This is a genomic window from Dyadobacter subterraneus, assembly GCF_015221875.1.
In the GTDB taxonomy this organism is placed as follows: domain Bacteria; phylum Bacteroidota; class Bacteroidia; order Cytophagales; family Spirosomataceae; genus Dyadobacter; species Dyadobacter subterraneus.
The window spans coordinates 831,056-856,764 of sequence record NZ_JACYGY010000002.1; the positions used below are offsets into that span (position 1 = coordinate 831,056).

The window sequence follows — 25,709 nt, forward strand, 5'->3', positions numbered from 1 at the left end:
TGCATACTAAATTGCAAAAAGGTATTTTTGAGTAATTCATCAAAACAAAAGTACTTTTCTTATGCCATATAATGCACAACTTGCCGGAATGGATTTAAATCTGAGCGAGGAACATGAGGCGGTACAATTTGCAGCCCGTGATTTTGCTCAGAATGAGTTACTAGCAGGTGTTATTGAACGTGACAACGAACAAAAGTTTGACAGGTCGTTGATAAAAAAAATGGGTGATCTTGGATTTTTAAGTATGATGGTGAAGCCGGAATATGGCGGCGGAGGCATGGATACACTTTCATACGTCATTGCGATGGAAGAAATTTCAAAGGTGGATGCATCTGCCGGTGTGATCATGTCAGTAAACAATTCACTCGTATGCTGGGGAATTCAGGCTTATGGAAGTGAAGAACAAAAAGAAAAATATCTGACACAACTGTCCTCCGGGGATACTATCGGAGCGTTTTGTTTATCGGAGCCGGAAGCTGGTTCGGACGCTACTTCACAACAAACAACGGCTGAGGACAAAGGAGATTATTATTTGTTAAACGGAACAAAAAACTGGATCACAAATGGCAATTCCTCCGGAATTTGTCTGGTAATCGCACAAACGCATCCGGAAAAAGGCCATAAGGGAATTAATGTTTTAATTGTAGAAAAGGGCGCACCTGGTTTTACGATTGGAAAAAAAGAAGACAAGATGGGAATCCGGGCTTCTGATACGTATACATTAATGTTTACGGATGTAAAGGTTCCGAAAGAAAACAGGATAGGAGAAGATGGTTTTGGCTTCAAGTTTGCCATGACCGTTCTGAACGGAGGCAGGATCGGGATTGCCGCGCAGGCATTAGGTATTGCCGCAGGAGCTTTTGAATTGTCGCTGAAATATGCCCAGGAAAGAAAAACTTTTGGAAAGCCGATCAGCGATCATCAGGCGATTCAATTTAAGCTGGCAGAAATGGCAACACGAATTGAAGCAGCAAGATTACTTGTTTATAAAGCAGCCAGACTCAAAGATGAGGGCAAGGATTACATTCAGGCGGCCGCTATGGCCAAGCTTTTTGCGTCCGATATTGCCATGTGGGTGACAACGGAAGCCGTTCAGATTCATGGGGGTTACGGCTATGTGAAGGAATATCACGTTGAACGTATGATGCGTGACGCAAAAATTACACAAATCTATGAAGGTACCTCTGAAATCCAAAAATTAGTAATTGCCCGTGAGTTGCTAAAATAGGCCATTTTGAGCATTTTCCTGCATATTGTTCTAAATGTGGTATTAATTTCAACTTAAAAAGATACTTTTTTTATCTTTTTTGTTAATACATGCTTGTATTAGTTTTGTACAATTTATTAGATTTGTACAAAAATTGAATAAACGGTCTTTTCGGGCCCTAAATATATACATGTATGGAAGACTATAATAAGATTATCGAGTCATTAGGCGTGAAGTTTGTAAGGGCAAGACATATTCGCATTTTACAACCGATCACAATTAAGAATTTTTACGACGTACAGAATTCACTTACAATTTTGTACGATGGAGAAGTTTCGTTTGGTAGCGAAGAATCTCAGAAGGTTGAGGAAGGCGACATGTTGTTTATTCCGGGTGGAAAGCACGCAACTGTAACCTATGGTAACACCCAAACTGCGAAAACGGTATCGAATGAGGAGTTCATGACAAACCGGGATAATTATATGGAAGCCGGACATGACCCAGCTTTAATCGGAAAATTGCCAAATACATTTGGTTTGATTTCTTTTGAAGCAAAAGTTTTTGATACCGTTAACTTCTTTACTTCTCTTGATGTTCCTCCGTTTTTGATCAAAAGAGACGATCAAATCGCAATTACAATCAATCAGATCCTTACTGAGGATATGCTTGATATTCCTGGTAAAGGACGTATCATTAAAATCAAAACCGAAGAAGTTGTAATCGAAATTATTCGTTACATTCTTAAAAATAAATTGTTTGTTGAACAACTTGTTACAAACAGTACCTATTTTAAAGATCCTCGTTTGATTGACATCTTTGCTTATATTAAAGACAATTTGGGGGGCGATCTATCCAATAAAGTTTTGGCAAATGTTGCAAACGTTTCAGAAGATTATGTTGGACAGTATTTCAAAATGCTTACAGGTATTAATCCTCAGGATTATATCGAATACCAACGTATGGAGAAAGCAGTTGATTTGCTTCGTACTTCGAAGAAAAGTATCCGTGCGATCGGTTCTGATGTTGGCTATAAAGACACAGCTTACTTCTGCCGTCGTTTCAAAATGATGTTTGGTATTCCTGCTGGTAAAATGCGTCGTCGTGAGTCTTTGATGAACGTTTAGTTGTAACGGAATAAATAGAAAAAATTTGATGCTGGGAGCTGTCTGAAAAGGCAGCTCCTTTTTTTGTATTTAAAATGAATATAATTTTTATAATAACAATTATAAATTTATATTTCGATACTACTCAAATAAAGATTTAGATCATGAAAAAATCTTCACAAGTATCACTAACCATTTTATTTTTCCTTTTTATATTTTCATCTGTTACAACAGCACAAATAAGTGTTGGTCTTAGAGGTGGGGTAAACTTTGCCAACTTTTCGGTAGAAGGCAGCGATCAGGATTTCCCTTTTAAAGCCAAAACGGGCCTAAACTTTGCTGTTTTGTTTAATCTGCCCATTAGCGCTTCTACCAGTATTCAGTTTGAGCCGGGATTTTCTCAGAGAGGCGCAAGAATTTCTGAGAAGATAGATCAATTTGCAAACAATCAGCAAATCAGAGTTGAGGTTAAAGGAAAATTATTAGTGAATTATATTGAAATGCCCGTTTTATTTCAGTACAAACCTAAATTAGGAAAGTTAGAAGGCATACTTTCCTTAGGGCCGGAGCTGCGTTTGATGACAAATAATATGAGAGCTAAATCCAGCTCAAAGGCTTATGTTAATGGAGAATTGGTTAGCGAAACAAGTGAAGATGAAACATACGGTTCTGGTGACGATACACATAAATTTGACTATGGAATTGTAGGTGGCGCGGGAGTGTCGTATTCGCTGGGTTCCTTAAAAGTTTTTGCAGAAGGGCGTTATCATTTTGGATTAAGAAATCTTGCAACGTCTGTTGATGGCGACGATTCGAAAGTTCATAATCGTGGAGCTTCCGTTCATTTAGGTATACTTGTACCGATTGGAAAATAAAAAATGCGCTTTACTTGTTCAGAAAAGTATCAAACAGGATGTCCATACGGCATCCTGTTTTCTTGAAATATTATTGAACAGCCGTAAGTTGCACTGTTGCCACTTTCCAGCTTCCTCCCTTTTTTACAGAAACAATGGTATAGGTAACTTCATTCTGAAAACCGTTGGATTCAATTTTCCCTTTCACGTTCCAGGTACCGGTTACCACGCCAACATCGCCATATTCACGTGTACGGGCACCCGAGAGCATTCCGGTTTCAACGGAAAGGTATCCTTGTGCAACTGCCTGAGAAAGCATGTTACGATCAATTTGGCGCCCGTCAAAACTGACAATGGAAAAATCGTCGGCTAAAATATTATTCAATGCATTACTGTCTTCATCCAAAAGTGCCTTAAAAAATGCATTGGAACATTCTGTGGCATTCATTGGTGACGAAAAACCAGCCTGTGCATAAGTGGAAACGGAGCCGAAAGTAAGGAGGCCGAAAAGCAATAATCTTTTCATAAAGTATTTAAGGTTGATAAAAAATGTTGATGAAATCTGCAAAAAAGCTAAATGATGTGCAAATTTTTACAAAAATCTTAATGATTTTCTAACAGTCTGCAACTTCCAAAATCTTTGATTTCAATCAATATATCTAACGGTTTCCTGTCTTGTGATTATATGAGTAGATTCGCCCTTTAATTAAGAACCCAACACGAAAATTTAACATGTTAAAAATAAAATCGTTCTTTTCTGTCTTAATGCTTTTTGTAATATTAACAAGCTGCTCAACACCTCCGGACAAACTTGGCAAGCTTGATGTCAAAAAATGGCGACAAGATCGTGGAGGATGCAAAGGAGAGCGTGTAACGTTAATTGACGACTTAAAGGCCGAACAAAAACAGTTGCTGGGAAAATTCGCAGACGATATCGGCAAAATTCTCGGCCGCCCTGACATTCACCAGCTAGGCGAGCGCAATACAAAATTCTATATATACTTTCTGGAAAAAGGATCGCAATGTGATGACATTACCAAAAAATCAGATGCTAAGAAAGTGATTTTGAAATTTAATGCAATCGGGTTGATGTCGGAGATTACTTATCAGAGCCGGCCTTTGTGATTGGTCAAGCATAAAACTTCTTAATCCGTATCATCTCTTCCACAGGCTCGGAAACCATATACCGTATCGATTTTCCACTTTTAAGACAGGCTCTCAAATAAGTGGCGGAAATGTCCAGCAGGGGAGCCTGAACAAATTTTACGGCCGGATGATCTTTAAATTTGTGTGGCTGGGAATTCGGACGGGGATATACGTATAGACCTACATATTCCAGTATTTTGTCATGATTTTTCCAGTTCGGAAATTGTGCAAGATTGTCTTCGCCCATGATCAGCTTGAACTCATGCTGAGGGAATTTTTCCTGCATTCTGATCAGCGTATCAATGGTAAAGCTGGGCTTTGGCATATGAAACTCTATATCAGTAACTTTTAACATGGAATTGTCGGCAACTGCTCTTGATACCAGATCAAAGCGGTCAAATTCATGCAATAAGCTATTATTTTTTTTAAAAGGATTTTGAGGACTTACCACAAACCAGACCTGTTCAAGATCTGTCCCGGTAGCCATGGTATTGGCTATGATAAGGTGACCAATATGTATTGGATTAAAGGATCCGAAAAACAGACCGATCTTCATAAAATTTGTGGGGCTTTAAGCTGATAGAGGAGAAATTGCGAAAGAATTATTTAAAAATAAAATTCATGACAAAAATGACAAAATACTGACAAATACATGACATGAATTATTCAGGCTTTAATAAATTCCTCAATAAGATTTTCTGCTTCTTTTAAAGCGTCTTCTAAATTGTCGTTAACAACCACAGTATCAAACTCATGTTCAAAACTTAGTTCATAACGAACTTTTGCAAGACGTGTTGCCAGTGTTTTTTCTGTTTCAGTGCCGCGGCCTCCAAGTCTGCGCTGGATTTCTTCCTCGGACGAAACTTTTACAAAAACAGCCAGCGCATTTTTTTCATAAGCTTCTTTCAATTTCAGCCCACCTTTCACATCCACATCGAAAACTACATGTTTTCCTTCATCCCAGAGTCTTTGAATCTCAGCTTTCAAAGTTCCGTAATAATTTCCGGCATACACTTCTTCCCATTCAGCAAATTCCTGATTTGCAATTCTTTGTCTGAAATCTTCGATGGATAAAAAGTAATAGTCTTTCCCGTCCACTTCATATTCGCGACGGGAACGTGTACAAGCCGAAACCGAAAACGCTAATTGCGAGGAATACTTATTTAAAAGATGCCGGACTATGGTTGTCTTCCCAGAACCTGATGGGGCAGAAAATATGATAAGCTTACCTTTCACGCGGACCTGACTAACTATTTACTTTGGATAAAATCGTATCCATAATACTCTGAGGGCAAGGTTTCTTCACCAATTTAAGAGTTAGTGATTCCTTTATGCATTTTTCAAGACGATACGCCTCGATACAAGGAAGGCATTTATCCATGTTTTCCCTGAAATGATCCTTTTCTGCTTCCGTAGCTTCATCATCGAGAATCGCCTGAATGATTTTCATGCATTCGGCATGATGCTCGCAACTATGCTTCATGGTTTGTTTTTGCGCTTCTTCTGTAACAGAAGGCGTATGGGAAGATGCATTCATCACAAATTATGCTGGTAAATTGTTTTTTGGAATATATATGTACGACTGTACCCTATAACCCAATAGTGCATAAAAAAAGTTTCATGGGTTATGAATCATAGCCCATTGAACTTGCATAACTTTTTAGTTTTTCTTTCAAAAGGTTACGCGCACGGTGCAATCTTGACCGGACTGTACCTATCGGAATGTCAAGGATTTTGGCCATTTCCTCATAAGTAAATCCTTCAATGTCACACAAAATAATTACAGTACGAAAGTCAACAGGCAGTGCATTCAACGCATTGGCAACTTCGTCTCCAATTAGCTCCTGAACTGCATCCGCACGAAGGTCGACAGTGTAAGTTGTATCTGACGCTTCTTCGGAATTATAAGTAGTTTCAACTTCCTGATAATCTACTTTGGACGGTTCTTTACTTTTTTTACGATAATCGTTAATAAAGCTGTTTTTGAGGATACGGAAAAGCCATGCTTTGGCATTTGTACCTTGCTCAAAAGAAGAAATAAACCGGAAAGCTTTCAGGTATGTGTCCTGCACCAGGTCGTTTGCATCGTCTTCATCCATGGTTAGGCGGAAGGCGAAGTTATACATGGAGTCTATGTGTGGCATGAATTCACGATTGAAAATCTCGTAACGGAGATCGTCTGTGTATTCATTAGTGGTGATCGATTCTGACATGGCAACTGACATAGGAATGCTGAATTTACAAAGATTATCAACAGCTCCAAATCGTACAAAGCAAATTTTGATGAATGGCGTTTCTAACTTCCTGAACTACCATTATTTCGGGATGCACATTTTTTCGCTGAAAGGACTTTTACCTGACATTAATAATCTCTAAAAAAGAAGAGACCATCGTTAATTCATGTATAAACATCAAATTTCGAGCCAAATATGGAGGGTAGGTCAAATTGTCATGTTACCTTCTTGAAAAAAGTTCCACGAGTACAATCATTATTAGTGTAAACAGGGCACTGGCCGCAATTCGAAGCAATGTATGCAATATCATGCCAAAATTATTCATCTCCATCAAAAAAAGCATTGCATGATGAACAAGAATTAAGGGAAGAATGTAAGCCAAAAAGGCACCAATTCCCTGACTCCGGATTCCAATTTCTGTTCGTTCTGCTCCCTTGGATTCCATTTGATATTGAATCAGGAAGGGGCGGAGGTAAGCGATCAGGACAGTAGCTGCCGCATGCATTCCAAAAGTATTGGAGAAAATGTCAACAGTAAATCCAACGCCAAAGCCTATAAAGAGCAAATACATTCTGCTGATTTCTGTCGGTAAAATCAGAATACCGGCAATGTAAATAAAGCAAAAGGCATAGTTAAACAATACCATATTGCGCATGAAAAAGAGCTGCAGCAGCAGGTAAAGCAGAACCATTAAGGAATATTGTATTGCCTGGCGTAAACTCATTGGCGATCTCCTATGCGTTGTTTTAATTTTTCCTGTTCCCCAAGTTGCCGATTTTTCACCACATAGACATAAGAAAGGTTTCTAAAGTCGGTTGCCAGTTCAAGGCTGATATTGTAAAAAGTCTGATCGGGATGAACAGTGACGGATTTAACTTTCCCAACCATGATGCCTGGCGGGAAAACGGAATTCATATTGGAAGTTACGGCAGAATCTCCTTTATAAACTTTGGTGTAACGGGAAACGTCTACAAGATCCAGAAAATTAGGGTCTTTTCCTGGCCATTTGGCCGTTCCAATTTCCTTGCTTCTAACCAGTTTGGAAGAAACCATAAATTGGGAATGCAGGATCGAAGTAATGATCGAATAATTTTCTGAACAAAAACGTACTTTACCAACAACTCCGGTGGCAGAAATTACACCCATATCAGGTTGAATTCCGTCCTTAGTACCTTTGTCGATTGTAATGTAATTGTTGGTCCTGTTGATTTCATTATCTACAACTTTCGCAACGGTATACGTAAATCTTGAATTAAAAGCCGAATCCGGAACATAACCAAGAGGAGCGTCCTTCGCATTTTTCTGACTTAGTGTCGCCACCAAAGCATTGAGCCGTGCGTTTTCTGCTGCAAGATCTGAGTTGACTTCGTCGAGATGGGTGTATTCCTGGGCAGAGCTGGAAAGGGCAAGTGTTTTGGCAACGTAGTAATTAGAGGTATTAAAATAAGTAGCACCCCAATACGAATTACTGCGCACAATTAACCATCCGCTGAAAACTTCCAGCAAGATAAATACCAAAAAGAAACGATTCCGGGCAACGAAATCTACTAGCTGAAGCATGGGTTAATATATTCACACGCAACATGTCAGCTGATATTACAACTGACATGCTGTGAACGATCCTATACTACGAAATCAAAACAGGTTTGTACAATTCCAGATTTTTAAGGACCTCACCAGTACCTTTTACCACCGCTTTTAACGGATCGTCTGCAATGTGTACAGGTAATTTAGTTTTTTGGGAGATGCGTCTGTCCAAACCATGGATCAAAGCACCACCACCCGTAAGCCAGATACCATTTTTGAAAATATCAGCTGAAAGTTCAGGAGGAGAAATCTCCAAAGCCTTCATTACGCCTTCTTCAATTTTAGATATTGATTTATCCAACGAATAAGCGATCTCACTGTAAGTAACGCGAATTTCTTTTGGAATACCAGTCATCAAATCACGTCCGCGGACCTGGTAATCTTCCAATGCATTTTCCAATTCAGGAGAAGCTGATCCGATTGCCATTTTAATTAATTCGGCAGAACGTTCACCAATCAAAAGATTGTGTTCACGGCGCATGTAATCAACAATATCTCTTGTGAAAACATCACCTGCAATACGTACAGATTGTTCACAAACGATACCTGACAATGCGATAACGGCAATTTCAGTAGTACCACCACCAATATCAACGATCATCACACCATTTGGCTGGGTAATGTCAATACCGATACCAATTGCGGCAGCAATCGGTTCATGAACCATGTATACTTCTTTTGCGCCAGCGTGTTCACATGAATCTTTTACGGCACGTTTTTCAACCTCAGTAATTCCTGATGGTATACAAACAACCATGCGATGGGACGGAGTGAAAAAGCGGCTGCCGGTATCAATCATCTTGATCATGCCGCGGATCATCATTTCCGCAGCGGTAAAGTCGGCAATTACACCGTCTTTTAGAGGGCGAATGGTCTTAATATTCTCATTCGTCTTTTCATGCATTTGCATGGCCGTATGGCCTATCGCTAATACTTTGCCAGTGGTTTTATCCATGGCGATAATTGATGGTTCATCAACAACTACTGTATCTTTATGGATAATCAGAGTATTTGCCGTACCCAAATCAATCGCAATATCACTTGTCAAAAAATCAAACAATCCCATATATATTTTTAAAATTTTCGCTCACTTTGATTTCAGGTGTGCAAAATTACAGATTATTACCCACAAACAAAGGCATTTAACAAATTTCACTTTGGGGATGTTTTTTGGCCTGTATACAAGTGTGTTTTAGGCTTGTAGAATAGAATTTATAAATCCTGTGTACATTTGTTTCTAATATGGGAATCAAAGCACTTTTGAGCCATCCTTTGGCTAAATATATTGTTGAAGAACAGCAAAACTGGATTGCAAAAAGCACCCAGGTGCAGGAAGAATGGCGTGCAAAACTGGTTGAAAAAGCAGTAAATACGAAGTTCGGAAAGGATCATTTCTTTAAAGATATTCATACTTATGAAGAATATAAAGAAGCAGTTCCGGTTCGGGATTATGAAGATTTAAAGGGTTATATCGCCTATCTGAAAAATGGGGAATCTGACATTCTCTGGCCGGGAAAACCGCTTTATTTTGCCAAGACATCAGGTACGACTTCTGGTACAAAATATATTCCCATAACAAAGGAATCAATTCCAAATCATATAAATTCGGCCAGAAACGCTATTTTAAGCTATATTGCTGAAACAGGAAAGGCTGAATTTCTGGACAATAAACTGATCTTTCTTTCAGGAAGTCCTGTGATGACAGAAACCGGCGGCGTACTAACCGGACGTTTGTCAGGTATTTCCAATCACCACGTTCCTGCCTATTTACGGGCGAATCAATTACCAAGTTACGAGACCAATTGTATTGAAGACTGGGAGACGAAACTGGACAAAATCATTGATGAAACAATAGACCAGCCTATGTCGCTGATCTCCGGAATTCCTCCCTGGGTTCAGATGTATTTTGACCGGATTATTGACAGAACAGGAAAGAAGATCAAAGACGTTTTTCCGGACTTTTCTCTCTTTATTTATGGCGGCGTAAACTTTGAACCGTATAGAGCAAAACTTTACGAATCGATCGGAAAAAGAATCGATTCAATTGAATTGTATCCGGCGTCAGAAGGTTTCTTCGCCTACCAGGATTCCCAAATGGAAGAAGGGCTGCTTTTGCTCTTAAATTCAGGCATCTTTTTCGAGTTTATTCCGGTTGAAAACTTTTTTGACGACAAACCGAAAAGGCTTTCGATCAAAGAGGTTGAGATCGGTAAAAATTATGCGGTAGTCGTAAGTAGTAATGCCGGCCTTTGGGGTTATTCCATTGGTGATACGATCAAGTTTGTTTCAACGGATCCGTACCGGATTTTGGTGACCGGGAGAATTAAACATTTTATTTCCGCTTTTGGAGAACATGTCATTGGCGAAGAGATTGAAAAAGCACTTCGCTATGCCATGGAACGTCATCCGGAAGTGGAAGTGGTTGAATTTACCGTTGCGCCGATGGTCACACCAAATCAGGGAAGTTTGCCATATCACGAATGGTTTGTTGAATTTGCAACGTTGCCGGTAAATATGGAACAGTTTGTGAATGATATTGACAGGCGGCTTACGGAATTAAATGTTTATTATGATGATTTAATTAAGGGAAGCATTTTACGTAAGTTGGTAATGACTCCGTTGCGTAAAAATTCCTTTATCGATTATATGAGAGCCAGCGGAAAATTGGGCGGGCAAAATAAAGTACCCAGACTTTCCAACGACCGGAACATCGCAGATGCGCTGACGAAGATTAATTCGCTGTAAAGTTTTTATTAAAGAAACCATGTCAAAAAAAAGAATAGCCATTTTAGGCTCCACAGGTTCTATCGGAACGCAGGCTTTGGATGTCATTGAAGCCAATCCGGAAATATTTTCTGTGGAAGTGCTCACAGCACAAAACAATGCAGATTTGCTGATCGAACAGGCAGTGAAGTTTTTGCCAAAGGTGGTTGTGATAGGCAACGAGTTGTTTTATGACAAAGTGTCTGCCGCACTTTCTTCTTTTTCCATAAAGGTATATGGTGGAAATTCGGCGTTGGTTTCCGTTGTAGAATCTGATTCTATTGATATTGTGCTAACAGCAATGGTTGGTTACGCAGGTTTATTACCAACCATCCATGCCATAAAAGCGGGAAAAGATATTGCTCTGGCAAATAAAGAAACGCTGGTTGTGGCGGGAGAATTAATCACGAATCTTGCCAAAGAATATAATGTCAGCATTTACCCGGTTGATTCAGAGCATTCTGCGATTTTCCAATGTTTGGCGGGAGAAGAAAATAATCCGATTGAAAAAATAATCCTGACGGCTTCCGGCGGACCGTTCCGTGGAAAAGATAGTGCTTTTTTAGCATCGGTTACCAAACTGCAGGCACTCAAACATCCGAATTGGAGTATGGGGGCGAAAATTACGATTGACTCCGCCACATTGATGAATAAGGGTTTGGAAGTAATTGAAGCCAAATGGTTATTCGATCTTTCTGCAAACCAGATTGATGTGATCGTTCACCCGCAAAGCATTATTCATTCGATGGTGCAGTTTGAAGATGGAAGTATCAAAGCGCAAATGGGCTTGCCCGATATGAAATTACCAATTCAGTATGCGCTTCATTATCCATACCGATTGAAGTCATCTTTTCCAAGATTTGATTTTACGGCTTATCCTTCATTAACCTTTGAAAAGCCGGATCTGGAAACTTTCAGAAACCTTGCCATTGCTTATCAGGCGTTGGAGAAAAAAGGAAATGCGGCATGTATTGTAAATGCAGCCAATGAAATTGCAGTTGAAGCGTTCCTTCAGGATAGAATTGGTTTTCTGGAAATTTCGGATGTGATTATTGAAAGCATTGCTAAAATTGATTATGTTGAAAATCCGACTTACCTTGACTACGTTGACACCAATGAAGCTACAAGGCGCTTTGCCTTGGAAATGATACAAGTAAAAGTTTAAATGAAAGGGATTTTTTTGAAATATATATCAGTTGCGCTAGCCAGTACGCTTAAATTTTTTGGAGGTCCGATTACCGGAGTCATTTTGAACCTGACCTGGATTGAAACTGCGCTATGTTCAATCGCCGGAATGATGTTCAGTGTTTTGGTTGTGACTTACGTTGGAAAAGGTATTCAGGCACTTCTAAAAAAATACAGAAAAGGAGATCCAAAAAGATTTAGTAAAACAAACCGGATGGCGGTGCGGATCTGGAAAAAATTCGGGATCATTGGTATTGCACTTTTGACGCCTCCGTTATTTACGCCGATTTTTGGTACTGCGCTGGCCGTAGCCTTCCGTGTACCAAGGACTTCTATTTTTTTATATATGACATTAAGTGCAATAGGATGGGGCTTTTTTGTTTCCTATCTCGCTCATAAAATGACTTTTATTCAGGAGTGGATAAAATAAAAAAGCGCACATAAATGTACGCTTTCAAAAATGTATATTGTTTTAAGATTATCTGCTAACCTCTTTTTTCGGAGCTACTGATTTCTTCATGTAATCGCCGCGGGAGAAAAATTTCTCAATGAAGCAATACATCAAAATAAAGAAATAACGACTTCCCATTTCTTTAATCTTCAATTTTGACTCGCCGTATTTCCGGTTTGTCCAGCTATTAGGAACTACCGCGTAATTATAACCACGAACGATCGCTTTCAAAGGAAGTTCAATTGTAAGGTTGAAATGCGGTGCAAGAAAAGGTTTGATACCTTCAATCGTTTCTCTTTTGTATAATTTGAAAGCGTTGGTGGTGTCGTTATATTTGATACCCATGATTATCCGTACGATGAAATTGGCAACCCGGTTGATTACTTTTTTCAAAGCAGGGTAATCGATTACTTTTCCTCCTTTTTCCCAGCGCGATCCAAAAACACAATCGTAATCGCCTTCCAACATTTTGTTGTAATATTTTACAAGATCCTCAGGATCATCAGATAAGTCGGCCATAAAAACGGCTACGCAATCTCCTGAAAAACGTTCAAGACCATAACGAACCGCATATCCAAAACCGTTAGGTCCAAGGTTGGTCTGGTAAACAAGTGTTGGAATTTCGATAGAAAGTTCATCCAGCACACGTACTGTTCCATCTTTTGAATTATCGTTCGTCACGAAAATTTCGTGCGGAATATTGTACTTCTTCAAGGTTTGATAAAGAGACCTTAAAGTGTCAGTGATCGATTCTTCTTCGTTATATGCTGGTATTACAACACTTAGCTTCATCTATATTCGGATTGAAAAACAGTACAAATTAAAGAGTATTATATTGAACTGCCAATTTTTTCTAGTTTTCGTAGTTGTTCGCCATAGTTGGCAACGGTCTTGATAATTGTTGCGTCGTATTTTTTATCCAGCCACAGGTTTACATTTTCAAACATTTCTTTCCGGTTTTTCAAAAACCAGACATTCACATTTGAATGGACATTACTAAGTCCTGCGCTGTGTTTTCTATACACGCCCATTATTTCAGGCAGATAACCAATTTTCCCTTTGGCGGCCAGCTGAATGCTTAACGCCCAGTCGCCCGCAGCTGCAAGCGCATGCCAGGGAGCAAAATCTTCTGTCAGGAAATAATTCCGGTACATCCAGCTTGCTGTTGCCATAAACCATCGATCCTGAAGAATATCGTCAATAGTAGAAACAAGTGGCTGAGAATCCTTATTGAAAGTATGGCCCGGTGATCCGTCTTCATAAGTTACCAGCATATTGTGGTGACAAATTGAAAAATCCGGATGAGAATCCAGAAAATCAACCTGTTTTTGAAGTTTATGCGGATCCGTCCAATAATCATCGCCTTCACACATCGCCACATATTCACCTTTGCAGGCTTTCAATAATTGAAGCACATTATTTCTTCCGGCAAATTCCCGTGGACTATCTGGTCCCTGATTTTCTTTATGCAAATAGGCTCTGATTATTTCAGGATATTGTTCAGCGTATTTTTGAATAATCTCCTGCGAATTGTCTGTGGAGGCGTCGTCACCGATTACAATTTCAAAAGCGAAATCAGTTTCCTGCATGAGCGCGCCTTTCAGCATTTGCTCAATATATTCTTCGTGATTAAATGTAGGAACGCAAACGGAAACTTTGATCATAGTCATTCAGAATTGATTTTTCAATGACTCGATTGGCGAAAACGGTATGGCAGCAGGGCTACAAAACTGTAAGCGCTCATCAACCATTTTGGCAAAATATAATCACGCGTCACATCCTTGCATTCTCTAAGATCAGCGCCTTTAAGAAAAAGATAATTTGCAGCCAGACCAGCTCTTCTGAAATAGCTTTTTGACATTTGCCTGGCGTCCAGCAACATGCGATAATACCTCGCAATGTTTTTCCGCAGAGATTTATCAAACTGGTGATTTGTCTCTTCGTTAATGCCTTTGTACATCATAATCCGGTTACGTAAAAAACGTACGTCACGATAATGATCCTTAAAGCTGGCTCCGCCTTTATTTTTTCTATAAACTGACATAACGCCCGGAATATATCCGATCGGGCCATGTTTTGCCAAAATCACATAACGTGGAATATCACCGCTCGTTGATTTCAAAAACCATTCAGGATAATACATCAGATGGTTTTTAAACATCACAGCCGAAGTTGCCATGAACCAGATCTCATCTTCTCCGATAAGATCTTCCATTTCGATTTTTTCCTTTTGATTTGGCGGGTTCACTTCAACGGAAGGAGATCCGTCTTCAAAAGTGATCAGCGCATTATGAAAACAGGCGGAATAATCAGGATGTGAATCCATGAAATCGACCTGTTTTTGAAGCTTAGTCGTGTCGGTCCAGTAATCATCACCATCTAAGGGCGCAATGTATTGTCCGTCAGCAAGTTTAAGTGTTTCGATTGTATTGAAAAGACCGTTCTGCCCAAGATTTTTGGAATGCAGAACGGCCTTTACTTTTCCGGGATACCGGTTTTGATAATCTAAAATAATATCTCTCGCTCCATCCGTTGAGAAGTCGTCGCCGACAAGTATTTCGTAATCAAAATTTGTCGTTTGATTCAAAGCACTTTCTATCGTTTTACCAATAAAAGCGGCTTGGTTGAACGTAAGTATAACTACACTTACCTTATTCATAATATTTAACTGTCAATGGATTAGCTGATATTCTTCACGTTTCGTCACAAAATGGCAAAGCCATTACTTTCTCAGCTAAATACGTGCTGTAATTGCTGCACGCTTGGGAAATCCGGCGTCACAAGTTCCTTTTCAGGAGCATAAATATAAGCCATCGGATATCCGCGCTCAATAAATGTAGGCTCGTCAAGATTATTATACCGCAACTGAACCGACCAGCGGATGTTATTGGTAATATTATTTCCAGACTGATGTACCAGAAAAGCAGAAAAAATCAGAATATCACCTACTGAAAATTCAGTCTGAACAAAATCTTCATCTTTAATTCCCGCTGTAATTCCGCCCTGGTAACCAGAAGTACTGGATTCTTTCAAACCTGTTTTGTGGCTTCCCGGAATTACCTGCAAAGCACCAATATCAGCACCTGCATCAACCATAGGAAACCAGATCACCGTACTATCCAAAGATCCCTGGCCTGTGCGCCAGTCCTGGTGTGCATCCAGTTTCCAGTGTTTGCTGCCATCTTTTGACAAAAAACGACTGTTAAACTGCATCGCAGGACGAGCTCCGATAATCGGATTTGATATACCAACTTGTTTCAGTAAATCTTCAATTTGCGGATCAACACCCAATCTATGTAATGAAAATGAATGTTGAACCGTTTTTCCGGTATTGACAAAAGCATTAAAATCCTTTTCGAAAAATTCAAACATTGCATTTTCGAAAGCATCCTTATCATCAATATCAACCGATTTTCCGGTTGCTCTTTTTATCTGGACAGCAAAAATTTTGCGCGCCTCGGTATAAATTGAATTGATTAAATCTTTATCTAAAAAATTACGAAGGATAACATATCCGTCGTTGTTAAATTGCTGCTGAAGTGTGCTCATCTTGTTGTTGATTTTCGATTTATAAAGTGAATAACAAATTGTAAAAACGAATTTTAAATTGAATATAACTTACTGATAGTTACATGGTTAAATTTATTATTCTGCTGTCTTAATTTGTTATTCACAAATTTATAATTCTTTTTTAAGTCAAATAATGACCTTGGTTATCTTTTTAGTTAACGAAAGATTTAATCTTCCCAAACCGCGTAGGCGAATCCTGCTGCACCAAATCCATTACCGTTATAAAGCAGATATTTCTTGCCGTTATGTTCGTAATAGTTGGCGTAGTTGATCATTTGATAATCGAAATCTTCCGGGTTGTCAGATTTTCCAATTCCAACCAGATTATCCTTGCGTTCCCAGGTTTCTCCATCCGTTGATTCTGCATAACCCAACCGATAACTTTGGTTACGGTCGGTGCGATAATCCGTTGCGTTTCTGTAAGAATAGTACATTTTGTAAATACCATTTTCTTTAAAAACACTTGGACGGCCAACAGCGTGCAGGAAATCGTCGAAATCAAGCGTTGGAATATCACTGATATCCCAATGAATTCCATCTTTAGAAGTAGCAGATTGTCCGCGATAGAATGGCTCGGGATATCCGTGTATGTATTCGCATTTATGTCCTGAAATGTACCACATCCTCCATGTCCCGTCGTCTTCACGCATCACAGAAGGTTGTGCAGCCCAGATCGGGTTTTGAATGCTGCGATCCATAATCGGGCCTTTAAACATTTTTTCAAATGTCAATCCGCCGTCTTTACTGACAGATAATCCCATCGACAGGCGATATGAATTATGTGTTCTGTTCCAGCCGGTATAATAAAGCCAGATATCTCCGTTTGGCATATCCACAAACCAGGCTGGCATTGCGCCGGTTTCGTCATATTCTCCCGGACCGCCTAATTCAAGTACCGGTTTGTCATGGATATAAAGAATCTTGGAAGGATCTTCATAATCTACGTCGATAAAAGTTGGTCTGGATTGACCGCTTGCATCACGGGATGAAAAATAAACGCGTAAAAAATCTTTATGCTTGTAAGCAAATGGAACCTGTGCATGCGAAAGACTGTGCGGCAAAGTCCCATCCGGCTTGTATACTACTCCTTTTTTAACCCACATATTTTTATTGATTCAAAAGTCTGCCTTGCGGCAAATTATTTACAACAAACTGATTTGCTGTAAATCAACTGCTAAATTTCTGTTAAGCTTCCGCTTTTTCAGCGCGCAAACGCCAGTTATCTACGAAATCTTTTCCAGGAATCGGAAGATCAATATCAACTTCCGGAGCTTTTGCAGTAACAGTATATTCCATTACATAAAAAGCATTCCCGAAAACATAGTGCAATTTGAAATTCTCAACATTTGCAGGAACATCCTCAATCGGTACCTCGGCACGGAAAAGAGGATTCGCTTTCAATAAAGTAGCATAAGTAGGCGTGTTCCGTAACCATGGCGCAACACTTTCGTCACCCACAACCACTTTTCCACCCGGACGAACAACGCGTGTCAATTCGTCAAATGCTCTTTTTCTTTCTGAGAAAGTATTGATACCGCCAAAATGGAATACAGCGTCAAAAGTATCGTCGGCAAACGGCAAATATGAGCCATTTCCTAAAAAGTAATGAACGTTAACATCGTCAGTAGAAAGTTTCTCCTGAGCAAGTTTCAGCATATTTGGAGATAAATCAGATAAAACTGCAGTTCCGCCTGGTTTTACTTTTTCCAAAATTAAAGCAGAGTCTTTTCCGGTTCCGGCACCTACTTCAAGTGCTTTCATGCCTGGTTTAAGATCCATCAAATCAATAAAAAAGCGGCGTGTGGCTGCTTCGTCCGAGTGATTTAAAGTTTCAAAAACCCATGAAACGCCTTTATCATAACGAAGAAATGCCTGATCGTAAAGATATTGTTCGTGTGCGTCGCCTGGTAGTAACTCCTTAGGATAAAGCATGTTGACAATTCCTGTGTCGCCTACTTCATAGATTGTACCGTCTTCACTGGTAAGCGTTTTGCCGTCTGCGGCGATTGTTAATGGACTGCCGGTAAGCGGACAAACCAACGCTTTAAGAAAATCCTGATGCGTCATTACGTTTTTTGCTATATTGATGTGTTAAGCCAAAATTACTTTTTTTTCTTAGAAGTACTTTAAAATTAGGCATTGTTGTTACTAAAAGAGCCATATAAATCTTCTGATTTTTATGAATACCTGGATTTCGCCATTCTGCCCGATTTTATTTCTTCGTACCTTTGCCGGGCTTATACCGGAAAAAGTATTAATTCTGGTGTGCTCATAGTATTCATTTTCTCTTTGTAAATATGTTTGACCTGCAACAAAAAATAAAGTCACTCGCGAAGGAACAGGCGGCGAGCGTTGTCGCAAATCGCCGGCATTTACATACCAATCCGGAATTGTCGTTTGAAGAATTTAAAACTGCACAATTTGTTGCGGAAGAACTTCGTGCATTGGGACTAACGCCGCAGGAAGGTATTGCAGGAACCGGACTTGTTGCTTTGATCGAAGGAAAAAATCCGGGTAAAAAAATTGTCGGTTTACGTGCAGATATGGATGCGCTGCCGATTGTTGAGGCAAACGATGTTCCATACAAATCGCTTGTACCAGGCGTTATGCACGCTTGCGGGCACGATGTGCATACAGCTTCATTACTTGGCACTGCAAGAATTTTAAACCAGTTAAAAGACCAGTTTGAAGGAACAGTAAAACTTGTTTTTCAACCTGCTGAGGAAAAAGCACCGGGCGGAGCTTCTTTGATGATTAAAGAAGGTGTTCTTGAAAACCCAAGACCATTAAGTATGATGGGCCAGCATGTTGCTCCTAATATTCCGGTTGGTAAAATCGGTTTCCGTGAAGGCATGTACATGGCCAGTACAGATGAATTATATGTGACCGTGATCGGAAAAGGGGGCCACGCAGCGGCACCAGACCAGTTAATAGATCCGATTTTAATTGCCTCACACATCGTTGTGGCGTTGCAGCAAATCATCAGTCGTTACAGAAAACCGTCAAACCCTGCTGTTTTGTCATTCGGGCGTTTTATTGCAGATGGCGTTACGAATGTCATTCCAAACGAAGTTACCTTACAGGGAACCTGGCGTTGTATGGATGAACAATGGCGTGAAGACGGATTGAAAAAAATGAAAAAAATGGCGGAGGGCATGGCAGAAGCCATGGGCGGAAGCTGTGTTTTTGAAATTGTAAAAGGATATCCGTTTTTGAAAAATCATCCGGAATTAACCCGCCGGGTAAGAACCGCGGCTACCGAATATATGGGTGCAGAAAATGTCGTAGATCTTGACCTGTGGATGGCAGGAGAAGATTTTGCATTTTATTCCCAGGTGGTCGATTCCTGTTTTTACAGATTGGGGACGCGTAATGAAGCCAAAGGAATTATTTCCGGCGTGCATACCCCAACCTTTGACGTAGATGAAACATCATTAGAAATAGCCCCCGGGCTCATGAGCTGGCTGGCTATTTCTGAACTTGCTTTTTAGCAGGAATATATCTTTTAAAATAACTGTTGACTTTAAGGCTAAGCACACCCAAAATTGCTTCCTTAAAAATCCCGCGAGACATTTTAGAGGCTCCTTTTGTCCGGTCTGTAAAGATGATTGGAACCTCTACAATGTCAAACCCATATTTCCAGGAATTGAATTTCATTTCAATCTGGAACGCATAACCGATAAACCGGATATGGTCCAGATCAATCGTTTCTAAAACTTTTCGTGTATAGCAAATAAAACCGGCCGTAGGATCCATAATTGGCATTCCGGTGACTGTCCGCACATAATATCCTGCAAAATAAGACATCAAAACACGGTTGATCGGCCAGTTTACTACATTTACGCCGGTTATATAGCGTGAGCCGATAGCGGCATCATGTCCCTGTTCAGCACAAGCCTGATACAAACGGATCAAATCTTCCGGCGGATGAGAAAAATCTGCATCCATTTCAAAAATATATTCGTAGCCTTTTTCAAGAGCCCATTTGAAACCATGGATATAAGCAGTTCCTAAACCAAGTTTTCCTTTTCTTTCAACGAGATGAAGAGATCCGCTAAATTCTTTCTGTAATTCCTTCACCGCAGCGCCAGTTTGATCTGGTGAGCCATCATCAATAATTAATACATCGAAAGGTTTTGAAAGGCTGAAAACCTTTCGGATAATCGCTTCAATATTTTCAATTTCGTTGTAGGTGGGGATTACTACAATATTTTGGTTCACTTGTGATTAGTTTATAGTTAAAGAAGAATTTTCAAGGCTTTATATTTTTGGTTTTTTCCCTCTGCTCAATTTGCTTCACCACGTTTTCATAAATACGCGTCATATATTGCGGATGTGTCATGTAAAAAGAATAACTGTTTTTATAAACAAGCGTATCCACTTTATTCTTCTTCCAAACCTCCTGTTTAAGCTGATCAAAAATAAGGATAGAAGAATCCAGAGATTTGAGCTGTAAACGGGTAACACGCGATTCTGCAATATGAATATCGGTTAAAATGTCTGCCATTTTTTCCTCAGAAAGTGTTCCATCTGGTGGTGTTTCTTCCTTATAACAGCCCGCAAAAATCATGGTTATACTTCCCACCAATATCAAACTGAATGAGAAATTAATAATCCGTCGCGTCATAATTCCCAAAATACCTATCTTTGTTTAGCTGCAATAAGTTGCAAAGGTGGTAATTTTTTCGGAAAACACATGTTTGAACTGTTTTTGGGGAAACTCCGAAAGTACGAAATTAGGATGCGGAAGGCGGTCACCAGTGAGAGACATGGAAACTTTCATTCCGTTTTTAAAGGCTCCGGACTGGAATATGACGATCTGCGCCTGTATCAGTACGGCGACGATGTTCGTGCTATAGACTGGAATACGTCGGCAAAAGGCCATGGAACTTTTATAAAAATTTTTAAGGAGGATAAGGAACAAACAGCATTTTTTATGCTGGATGTGAGTGCTTCACAGCGTGTTGGAGAGATAAATAAACTCAAAATTGATATCGCCAAAGAAATCTGCGGTGTATTGACTTTATCCGCGATTCAGGAAGCGAGCCGGGTGGGTCTGTTGTGTTTTTCAGATAAAAATGAAAGATATATTCGCCCGTCGGACGGAATGAAACATGGATATAGCTTGCTTTCTGAACTTTATAAACTGATACCGGAATCAACAAAAACTAATATTTCAGATGCTATTTTAGTTGCGTTAAATGTTTTGAGGCGACGTAGCCTTATATTTCTGATTTCTGATTTTATTGATACCAATTACCAGCATAACCTGAAAGCGCTTGCCAGAAAACATGATCTGATCGTCATTCATTTGTATGATCTTCGGGAAACGAGTTTGCCAAGGCTGGGAATTATTCCGCTTTACGACGCGGAAAAACAACGGACAACCTGGGTAAATACTTCATCCAGCCAATACCGTGAAGATATGGCCAATCGTTTTCAAAGCAGAAGTGCGGAACTGGAAAAACTTTGTCACCAGAACCGCGCAGATTATATTTCCATTAATACGCAGGAGGATTATGTACCGGCTCTAATCCGCCTTTTCAAAATCAGACGGTATGCCAAAGGCGGGATGGCTTCATCCTGAAATTTGAAATAAAACCAGTAATTAAAAAGTCAAATAAAATTGTTTTCCCTTTTCAACAGAAGTATCGGTTATCATTTGTCGCGAACAATTTTCTTGTTTTGCGTGATAATGTTGGGAAATCTGTTTTCTGAAAAAGTTTTGAGCCAATCATTGCCAAAGGGAAAATTCCTGTCGGATAGTATTGAGGTTGGAAAACCTTTTTTTTATGCGCTGAGTTTTAGACATCCGCCTAAAACCGAAGTTTTTTTTCCGGACACAACCTATAATTTTTCAACTTTTGAAGTTCTTTCAAAGAAAAATTTCACTTCAAGTACCGACCAGAAAGGAAGTCTTGATAGCGCCGTTTATCAATTGGTAACCTTTAACATTACGCCAGGACAAACACTGAAAATACCTGTTTTTATTTTTAACGGAAAAGATTGCACTGCGATTTTTACAACAACGGATTCTATTTTTTTACGAAAAAGTAATTTTAAGGGCATCACAGATACCACTTCTTTAAAACCTGAAATCGGTTTATTGCCGCTAAGTCATGAGTTCAATTTTTCAATATTTATCGGTTTTTTAACACTGGCTATTGGCGTAGCAGGAAGTGTTTACTGGCTTTTTGGAAGTGATATTTACAAACAATGGCAATTGTTTAAACTGCAACGGAGGCATATGGAATATAATCGTTCCTATAATCGTTTGCTGAAAAATGCCAGAGAACATAACGATATTAAAGACGCGGAAAAAGCAATTATCGTCTGGAAAAATTACCTGGAACGGTTGGAAAAAAAACCTTTTGCAACCTATACCACCAGAGAAATTATGGATAATATGCCCGACGAAGGACTGGCCGTGGCGCTAAAAAATATGGATGGAATCATTTATGGACAAGTAAAGTCCAAAGAAATGGATAAATCACTCGAAGTATTGAAAATGGGAGCGATGCGTCTCTATCGAAATAAACGCAGACAGATTCTGGAAAATAATACACCTTCTGAGATCTGATTATGGAACAATGGTTTTCGCTGAAATGGTTTACACTGGATATGCTCAGGTCTTACGAGTGGGTTTATCCATACTTTTTGTATGCTCTTCCCGCTATTCCGTTTTTATTCTGGCTGAGAAGTGCATTTCATCGAAAACATCGTCAGCGGCTTGTTATTACTTACAATAAGGAGCGGTCGAGAATGGATTGGCTGACGCTTTTAAGATTTTTCCAACCGGTTTGTATTGCGATAGCGCTTGCATTAATTCTTGTGGCGTTAGCACGTCCGCAAATTGTTTCAGAAAGAACGGATCAGTTTTCGGAGGGAATTGATATAATGCTTTTGATTGATATTTCGGAATCCATGCTGGAAAAGGATCTGAGTCCTAACCGTTTGGAAGCGGCGAAAAAAGTAGCCAGACAATTTATTCAGGGACGTTTACAAGACCGGATCGGGCTCATTATTTTTGCCGGAGAAGCCGTATCTCTTTGTCCGCTTACTACGGATTACGAATTGTTATATGGTTTTCTGGATGAAATTGAACCAACCATGATCCCGACAGCCGGAACGGCAATTGGCAGCGCACTGGCAGTTGCCGTAAACCGCATGCGGGAAACTTCGGGTGAAAGTAAAGTTGCCATATTAATTAGCGACGGTGATAATACTTCCGGGAATCTTGGTCCGACGACAGCTGCACAATTGGCAAAAGCTTTTGGCGTTCGGGTTTACAGTATTTCGGTAGGAAAAACCACAAAATTGATAAAAGCTTCCGACAGTTTAAACGTTTCAAATTCGGCTGTGGATGAAAGTGAATTACAGAAAATTGCAGATTTAGGAGACGGGAAATATTTTCGTGCAACTGATAATACGGCACTTGGATCTGTTTTCAAACAAATAAATCAGATTGAAAAAGTAAAATCGCGGAATGTGGTTTCCCGTGATGTGAGTGATTATTATCGTGTTTATCTCTATTGGGCCGTGACGCTGCTCTTGATTGCTTTGAGCACAAAGAGTACCTTTATGGCTAATATTCTTGAAGACTGATGTTAAAATCGTATTACAACAAAGACGTCCGTGAAGCGGGATTGGATGAAGTGGGACGTGGTTGTCTGGCCGGACCGGTGGTTGCTGCGGCTGTAATTCTGCCATTGGACTATACCCATGAATTTCTTAACGATTCAAAACAACTTACCCGGGTTCAGCGAGAAATTTTACAGGAAGAAATTATGCGGGAAGCGATTGCCTGGGCGGTTGCAGAAGTTGATAATTTTGAAATTGACAGAATCAATATCCTGAAAGCAAGTTTTTTAGCAATGCATCTTGCTGTGGATAAACTTCATACAAAACCGGAACATTTGCTGGTGGATGGAAATCGCTTTACACCGTATCCGATGATTCCGCATACCTGTATTATCAAAGGCGATGCACATTATTTATCGATTGCTGCTGCGTCAGTTCTAGCGAAAACTTACCGTGATAATCTGATGAGTGAATTAGCACTTCAACATCCGCATTACGGCTGGGAAACAAATGTAGGTTATCCAACGATCCATCACAGAAAAGCGATCCGGCTGCATGGAACATGTTCCTATCACCGAATGAGTTTTCGATTACTGAAAGAAGAAACCGAAGAAATGGAAGTTGATATTGAAGAAGGAAATTCGGAAATCTAGACTTTCGGTTTTTTATAAAGAGGAACTGTGCTGCAAGGTTCGCCAAACATCAGGCTTTGTGCGACAGGTTTCAACAGATTTGTAATTTCAACATAAGCTGAAATCGGAACAGGAAGTTTGCTGCATCCTTTGATAACCACTTTTTTACCACGGAATTCTTCCGCGTCGATTTTACCAATTGCATCAGCAAAAAGTTTGTCTTCCAAAGCATTTAAATCTCCGAAAACAACTGCGTTTGCATAAGGTTGAAGCTGAATCGCCAAAAGCATATATGCCCAGGTTGGCACAATAGCATCTTCTGAACAAATAATGGCTACATTTTTACCTGTATATTCAGACCAGTCATTTGCTTTCAAAAACTCACGAAAATCCTTTTCGCGAAGGATCATGCCCATGTAAAGATTATCTTTCAAATCGTAAATTACCCTTTCACCAGGATGAAAAAGTTCTTCAAGATCAAACGATACAATGCCACTGGTGGCTACACGGTTAACAATTTCTTCGGTTTCCATAAATTTTACTGTGTTTGAAAGAATAACACAAATCAAGGAAAGTTTGTTTTCAGGAAATCAATAAAAATGAATATCCGCTTAAACAGCAGGCGTAACTTTGCGTGCAGGAGGTGCCATAAAATCTTTAAGATAATACGGCTCAAAAGTCACAATGTCTTCAAATTCACCTTTTTCAAAAGCCTTAATTCCCAGCATTCCAACAGTTTTTGCTGAGGGACGAATTTCCGTAGAAAGGAAAAATGCGTTAGGATTTTGTTCAAATAAAGGCTTACACTTGGCAGCACCATCACCGAAAAAAACTACTTTATTCGATTCAAGAATATTTTGAAAAGAATCTTCCTGCAAAATAACGGCTTTGGTCGGCTCAATAATTTCCAGATCGGCATTAAAAACAGAAGCATAAACTTCCATTCTCCGCGCGTCGATCATTGAACAAAAAAGAAAATCTTTTGAAAAAAATGGCAAAACCTGAAGAGCCATTGCTTCCAGTGTATTAATTGCAATCAAAGGTTTATCGATAGCATAACACAATCCTTTGGCAGTGGAAACTCCGACGCGTAACCCCGTATAAGAACCAGGACCCTTGGCTATCACCACAGCATCAAGATCCTGCAATGTATGGCCAGAATGTTCAACCGTACTGCTGATCAAAGTCGTCAACATGGCAGAAGAGGAGCGATCAGTATATAATTCATAGTCAGCCAATAAGCCGGCATCATGATGAAGTGCCACGGAACAACCGCGGGTGGAAGTATCGATACTAAGTAAGAGCATGAATTGAAATTATTACTTCGGCTTTCGGCGGTCAGCAATCGGCTGGCAATTTGCTAAAATTTAAATTTCGGCCAGAGTATGACAGCCGA

Annotated in this window: 30 protein-coding genes; 12 read left to right on the forward strand and 18 right to left on the reverse strand. The window is 39.7% G+C overall.

The window, feature by feature from the left end:
• Positions 1 to 88 precede the first annotated feature (88 nt).
• The 3 genes from IEE83_RS28875 (at position 89) to IEE83_RS28885 (ending at position 3,185) form a co-directional block, all read left to right on the forward strand.
• Complete coding sequence (locus tag IEE83_RS28875; protein WP_194124845.1) at positions 89 to 1,228, forward strand: acyl-CoA dehydrogenase; 1,140 nt, start codon at positions 89 to 91, stop codon at positions 1,226 to 1,228.
• Positions 1,229 to 1,401: 173 nt separating this feature from the next.
• On the forward strand, positions 1,402 to 2,331 hold the full coding sequence (locus IEE83_RS28880) for an AraC family transcriptional regulator (RefSeq protein WP_194124206.1): 930 nt from the start codon (positions 1,402 to 1,404) through the stop codon (positions 2,329 to 2,331).
• A 143-nt stretch (positions 2,332 to 2,474) separates the two neighbouring features.
• Positions 2,475 to 3,185 (forward strand): porin family protein, encoded by a 711-nt coding sequence (locus IEE83_RS28885; protein WP_194124207.1) that lies wholly within the window; start codon positions 2,475 to 2,477, stop codon positions 3,183 to 3,185.
• A 70-nt stretch (positions 3,186 to 3,255) separates the two neighbouring features.
• Here the strand turns inward: IEE83_RS28885 and IEE83_RS28890 are convergent, their stop codons facing one another.
• Entirely contained in the window at positions 3,256 to 3,690 is a 435-nt protein-coding gene (locus tag IEE83_RS28890; protein WP_194124208.1) for a nuclear transport factor 2 family protein, read from the reverse strand.
• 206 nt (positions 3,691 to 3,896) lie between these two features.
• Here IEE83_RS28890 and IEE83_RS28895 point away from each other — a divergent pair, with 206 nt between their 5' ends.
• On the forward strand, positions 3,897 to 4,289 hold the full coding sequence (locus IEE83_RS28895) for a hypothetical protein (RefSeq protein ID WP_194124209.1): 393 nt from the start codon (positions 3,897 to 3,899) through the stop codon (positions 4,287 to 4,289).
• A gap of 4 nt (positions 4,290 to 4,293) precedes the next feature.
• Here the strand turns inward: IEE83_RS28895 and nadD are convergent, their stop codons facing one another.
• The 7 genes from nadD to IEE83_RS28930 all read right to left on the reverse strand — a co-directional run bounded on the left by nadD (position 4,294) and on the right by IEE83_RS28930 (position 9,197).
• Complete coding sequence (gene nadD / locus IEE83_RS28900; RefSeq protein ID WP_194124210.1) at positions 4,294 to 4,866, reverse strand: nicotinate (nicotinamide) nucleotide adenylyltransferase; 573 nt, start codon at positions 4,864 to 4,866, stop codon at positions 4,294 to 4,296.
• A 110-nt stretch (positions 4,867 to 4,976) separates the two neighbouring features.
• Positions 4,977 to 5,546 (reverse strand): guanylate kinase, encoded by a 570-nt coding sequence (gmk, locus tag IEE83_RS28905; RefSeq protein ID WP_194124211.1) that lies wholly within the window; start codon positions 5,544 to 5,546, stop codon positions 4,977 to 4,979.
• Between the two features lie 10 nt (positions 5,547 to 5,556).
• Complete coding sequence (locus IEE83_RS28910; RefSeq protein ID WP_194124212.1) at positions 5,557 to 5,847, reverse strand: phosphohydrolase; 291 nt, start codon at positions 5,845 to 5,847, stop codon at positions 5,557 to 5,559.
• A gap of 88 nt (positions 5,848 to 5,935) precedes the next feature.
• Positions 5,936 to 6,535, reverse strand: a complete 600-nt coding sequence (locus IEE83_RS28915; protein WP_137337960.1) for a sigma-70 family RNA polymerase sigma factor — start codon at positions 6,533 to 6,535, stop codon at positions 5,936 to 5,938.
• Positions 6,536 to 6,764: 229 nt separating this feature from the next.
• Positions 6,765 to 7,268 (reverse strand): hypothetical protein, encoded by a 504-nt coding sequence (locus IEE83_RS28920; RefSeq protein WP_194124213.1) that lies wholly within the window; start codon positions 7,266 to 7,268, stop codon positions 6,765 to 6,767.
• Entirely contained in the window at positions 7,265 to 8,104 is an 840-nt protein-coding gene (mreC, locus tag IEE83_RS28925) for a rod shape-determining protein MreC (protein ID WP_194124214.1), read from the reverse strand. Before mreC ends, IEE83_RS28920 begins: the two co-directional genes overlap by 4 nt.
• 67 nt (positions 8,105 to 8,171) lie before the next feature.
• Complete coding sequence (locus IEE83_RS28930; protein ID WP_137337963.1) at positions 8,172 to 9,197, reverse strand: rod shape-determining protein; 1,026 nt, start codon at positions 9,195 to 9,197, stop codon at positions 8,172 to 8,174.
• A 176-nt stretch (positions 9,198 to 9,373) separates the two neighbouring features.
• Between IEE83_RS28930 and IEE83_RS28935 the strand changes: the two genes are divergently transcribed.
• The 3 genes from IEE83_RS28935 to IEE83_RS28945 are packed head-to-tail and all read left to right on the forward strand — an operon-like array spanning position 9,374 to position 12,509.
• Positions 9,374 to 10,876, forward strand: coding sequence for a GH3 auxin-responsive promoter family protein (locus IEE83_RS28935; protein ID WP_194124215.1), 1,503 nt, complete (start codon positions 9,374 to 9,376; stop codon positions 10,874 to 10,876).
• Between the two features lie 19 nt (positions 10,877 to 10,895).
• Complete coding sequence (locus tag IEE83_RS28940; protein ID WP_194124216.1) at positions 10,896 to 12,059, forward strand: 1-deoxy-D-xylulose-5-phosphate reductoisomerase; 1,164 nt, start codon at positions 10,896 to 10,898, stop codon at positions 12,057 to 12,059.
• A 15-nt stretch (positions 12,060 to 12,074) separates the two neighbouring features.
• Positions 12,075 to 12,509 carry a hypothetical protein gene (locus IEE83_RS28945; protein WP_228102117.1) on the forward strand — a complete coding sequence of 145 codons (435 nt, stop codon included), beginning with the start codon at positions 12,075 to 12,077 and terminating at the stop codon, positions 12,507 to 12,509.
• Between the two features lie 48 nt (positions 12,510 to 12,557).
• Here IEE83_RS28945 and IEE83_RS28950 read toward each other — a convergent pair whose 3' ends face one another.
• From IEE83_RS28950 to IEE83_RS28975, 6 genes are all read right to left on the reverse strand, one after another.
• Positions 12,558 to 13,322: a glycosyltransferase family 2 protein gene (locus IEE83_RS28950; protein ID WP_194124218.1), complete on the reverse strand. Its 765-nt coding sequence runs from the start codon at positions 13,320 to 13,322 to the stop codon at positions 12,558 to 12,560.
• Between the two features lie 38 nt (positions 13,323 to 13,360).
• Positions 13,361 to 14,194, reverse strand: a complete 834-nt coding sequence (locus tag IEE83_RS28955) for a glycosyltransferase family 2 protein (RefSeq protein ID WP_228102118.1) — start codon at positions 14,192 to 14,194, stop codon at positions 13,361 to 13,363.
• A gap of 20 nt (positions 14,195 to 14,214) precedes the next feature.
• A complete protein-coding gene (locus IEE83_RS28960) occupies positions 14,215 to 15,189 on the reverse strand; it encodes a glycosyltransferase family 2 protein (RefSeq protein WP_194124219.1) in 975 nt (324 codons plus the stop codon).
• Positions 15,190 to 15,260: 71 nt separating this feature from the next.
• Positions 15,261 to 16,079: a phytanoyl-CoA dioxygenase family protein gene (locus tag IEE83_RS28965; protein ID WP_194124220.1), complete on the reverse strand. Its 819-nt coding sequence runs from the start codon at positions 16,077 to 16,079 to the stop codon at positions 15,261 to 15,263.
• Between the two features lie 188 nt (positions 16,080 to 16,267).
• Complete coding sequence (locus IEE83_RS28970; RefSeq protein ID WP_194124221.1) at positions 16,268 to 17,203, reverse strand: glycoside hydrolase family protein; 936 nt, start codon at positions 17,201 to 17,203, stop codon at positions 16,268 to 16,270.
• An 82-nt stretch (positions 17,204 to 17,285) separates the two neighbouring features.
• Positions 17,286 to 18,167: a class I SAM-dependent methyltransferase gene (locus tag IEE83_RS28975; protein ID WP_194124222.1), complete on the reverse strand. Its 882-nt coding sequence runs from the start codon at positions 18,165 to 18,167 to the stop codon at positions 17,286 to 17,288.
• Positions 18,168 to 18,397: 230 nt separating this feature from the next.
• Between IEE83_RS28975 and IEE83_RS28980 the strand changes: the two genes are divergently transcribed.
• Positions 18,398 to 19,591, forward strand: a complete 1,194-nt coding sequence (locus IEE83_RS28980; RefSeq protein ID WP_194124223.1) for a M20 metallopeptidase family protein — start codon at positions 18,398 to 18,400, stop codon at positions 19,589 to 19,591.
• Here IEE83_RS28980 and IEE83_RS28985 read toward each other — a convergent pair.
• Positions 19,569 to 20,321 carry a polyprenol monophosphomannose synthase gene (locus tag IEE83_RS28985; RefSeq protein WP_194124224.1) on the reverse strand — a complete coding sequence of 251 codons (753 nt, stop codon included), beginning with the start codon at positions 20,319 to 20,321 and terminating at the stop codon, positions 19,569 to 19,571. The two genes, IEE83_RS28980 and IEE83_RS28985, sit on opposite strands and share 23 nt — an antisense overlap.
• A 31-nt stretch (positions 20,322 to 20,352) precedes the next feature.
• Positions 20,353 to 20,727 (reverse strand): DUF4296 domain-containing protein, encoded by a 375-nt coding sequence (locus IEE83_RS28990; RefSeq protein ID WP_194124225.1) that lies wholly within the window; start codon positions 20,725 to 20,727, stop codon positions 20,353 to 20,355.
• 69 nt (positions 20,728 to 20,796) lie between these two features.
• Here IEE83_RS28990 and IEE83_RS28995 point away from each other — a divergent pair, with 69 nt between their 5' ends.
• The 4 genes from IEE83_RS28995 (at position 20,797) to rnhB (ending at position 24,334) form a co-directional block, all read left to right on the forward strand.
• Complete coding sequence (locus tag IEE83_RS28995) at positions 20,797 to 21,687, forward strand: DUF58 domain-containing protein (protein ID WP_194124226.1); 891 nt, start codon at positions 20,797 to 20,799, stop codon at positions 21,685 to 21,687.
• Positions 21,688 to 21,825: 138 nt separating this feature from the next.
• A complete protein-coding gene (locus tag IEE83_RS29000) occupies positions 21,826 to 22,680 on the forward strand; it encodes a hypothetical protein (protein WP_228102119.1) in 855 nt (284 codons plus the stop codon).
• A gap of 2 nt (positions 22,681 to 22,682) precedes the next feature.
• The gene (locus tag IEE83_RS29005) at positions 22,683 to 23,705 is read left to right on the forward strand and encodes a vWA domain-containing protein (RefSeq protein WP_194124228.1); all 1,023 of its coding nucleotides are present in this window, start codon (positions 22,683 to 22,685) and stop codon (positions 23,703 to 23,705) included.
• Complete coding sequence (gene rnhB, locus IEE83_RS29010) at positions 23,705 to 24,334, forward strand: ribonuclease HII (RefSeq protein ID WP_194124229.1); 630 nt, start codon at positions 23,705 to 23,707, stop codon at positions 24,332 to 24,334. The genes IEE83_RS29005 and rnhB overlap by 1 nt, the downstream gene beginning before the upstream one ends.
• Here the strand turns inward: rnhB and IEE83_RS29015 are convergent.
• Both IEE83_RS29015 and tsaB read right to left on the reverse strand, forming a co-directional pair.
• Positions 24,331 to 24,846 (reverse strand): DUF2480 family protein, encoded by a 516-nt coding sequence (locus tag IEE83_RS29015; protein ID WP_194124230.1) that lies wholly within the window; start codon positions 24,844 to 24,846, stop codon positions 24,331 to 24,333. The genes rnhB and IEE83_RS29015 overlap by 4 nt on opposite strands.
• A gap of 78 nt (positions 24,847 to 24,924) precedes the next feature.
• A complete protein-coding gene (gene tsaB / locus IEE83_RS29020; protein ID WP_194124231.1) occupies positions 24,925 to 25,620 on the reverse strand; it encodes a tRNA (adenosine(37)-N6)-threonylcarbamoyltransferase complex dimerization subunit type 1 TsaB in 696 nt (231 codons plus the stop codon).
• Between the last annotated feature and the right edge of the window lie 89 nt (positions 25,621 to 25,709).